The organism is Peptoniphilus hominis (ex Hitch et al. 2025), assembly GCF_040096015.1.
GTDB classification, from domain to species: Bacteria; Bacillota; Clostridia; order Tissierellales; family Peptoniphilaceae; genus Peptoniphilus_A; species Peptoniphilus_A hominis.
Genome location: NZ_JBBMFO010000064.1, coordinates 1 through 1,488 on the forward strand (window position 1 = coordinate 1; position 1,488 = coordinate 1,488).

The following is a 1,488-nucleotide window of genomic DNA, read 5'->3' on the forward strand; positions in this document are numbered from 1 at the left end:
TGAAGTGAACCCGTAAACACGGAACAAATTTAATATTATATTAAGCGGAATGTAACCTATAATTTATAGGGGACATTCCTTTTAATTTTGTTTTAATCCTGTCTTTGTTATACCATTCAATATATTTTTCTATCTCTTTTATCAATTCTTTATAGTTTTTAAATTCTGAACCATAAAACATTTCTTGTTTTAATATTCCAAAGAAATTTTCCATAGGAGAATTATCTAGACAATTTCCTTTCCTTGACATGCTTTGTATTATCTTATTTTTTTCTAGTTTACATGACCAAGATGAGTGTTGATAGTGGAAACCTTGATCTGAGTGTATTATTAATTTGCTTTTATCTTCATCGCTAACTCTTCTAAGAGCCTTATCTAGCATTGAATTGGTGAGCTCTATAGTTGGATGATAACTTATTGTATAGCTTATTATCTCGCTGTTATATACATCTAGTATTGGTGATAGGTATATTTTTTCTTCTTTTCCTTTTATTCTAAATTCTGTTACATCTGTTAACCACAATTGATTTGGTCTTGTTGATTTGAAGTCTCTATTTACGACATTAGGAGCCACTTTCCCAACTTCTCCCTTGTATGATGAGTATTTTCTTGATCTTCTATTAAATTTAGTGCAAAGTATTTTTTCTTCTCTCATTATTCTTAATACTTTTTTGTGATTAATTTTAAAGCCTTTATCTTTTAGGGCCAGTGTAACTCTTCTATATCCATATCTGCCCTTGGATTCTTTTACTATCTTTTTAATTTTTTCTTTGACTTCTTTATCCTTATCTATTTGATTTTCTAGTTTAATCTTCCATTCATAGTATGATGTTTTTGGAAGTCTTGCTATTTCTAACCAGTCTTTTATTTTTGTTTCAGGAAATTCTTTTATTAGATCTAATATTATCTTTGTCTTTGCCTTGCTTCTGCTTCCTGTTCCAGTAACAAGGCTTGTAGCTTTTTTTCGTATATTATCTTCATTTTTAGGAGTTTGTTTTCTCCTCTGAGTCTAATTAATTCTTCTCTTTCAGACTCATTTATTGGAGTGTTAAACTTAGATTTATTATCTGAATTTTTCATATCTTTTCTAGGCCTTCCTCTTTTATCTTCCAGTCCAGATAAACCTTTTTGTTGATATTTCCTTTGCCAATTACATATTATTGATCCATTAGCAATACCAAAATGTTCTGCGGTTTCTCTGTAAGAAATATTATTTATCTGCCTATATTGTATTACAGATAATTTAAATTCACTAGTGAATTTAGTCTTATTTTTCCTTTTATCTAGGTTTTCGAATCCTCCTTCTCTATATTTATTTATCCAGTTCTCTAATGTGCTTTCAGGGATATCATATTTTTTTGACAGTATTTTTTGTCCTCCTGTTTTACCTGATAAGTATTCTAAAACTACTTTTATTCTAAATTCTTTTGTGTATTTTGGCATGAAAAAACCCCTCCATCCTTATTCCGGATTTTGGGGTTCACTTCA

The 1,488-nt window shown here is 29.3% G+C and carries 2 protein-coding genes; both read right to left on the bottom strand.

The genetic code is table 11. From position 1 onward, the window contains the following. Positions 1 to 40: 40 nt before the first annotated feature. On the bottom strand, positions 41 to 970 hold the full coding sequence (locus WMO19_RS09675) for an IS3 family transposase (protein WP_349171668.1): 930 nt from the start codon (positions 968 to 970) through the stop codon (positions 41 to 43). Beyond that, the gene (locus WMO19_RS09680; protein ID WP_349171666.1) at positions 904 to 1,443 is read right to left on the bottom strand and encodes a helix-turn-helix domain-containing protein; all 540 of its coding nucleotides are present in this window, start codon (positions 1,441 to 1,443) and stop codon (positions 904 to 906) included. The genes WMO19_RS09675 and WMO19_RS09680 overlap by 67 nt, the downstream gene beginning before the upstream one ends. Between the last annotated feature and the right edge of the window lie 45 nt (positions 1,444 to 1,488).

What these genes read in the sequence shown, in the direction of transcription:
- WMO19_RS09680 (WP_349171666.1), bottom strand. Translation starts at nt 1,443, where the DNA reads ATGCCAAAATACACAAAAGAATTTAGAATAAAAGTAGTTTTAGAATAC.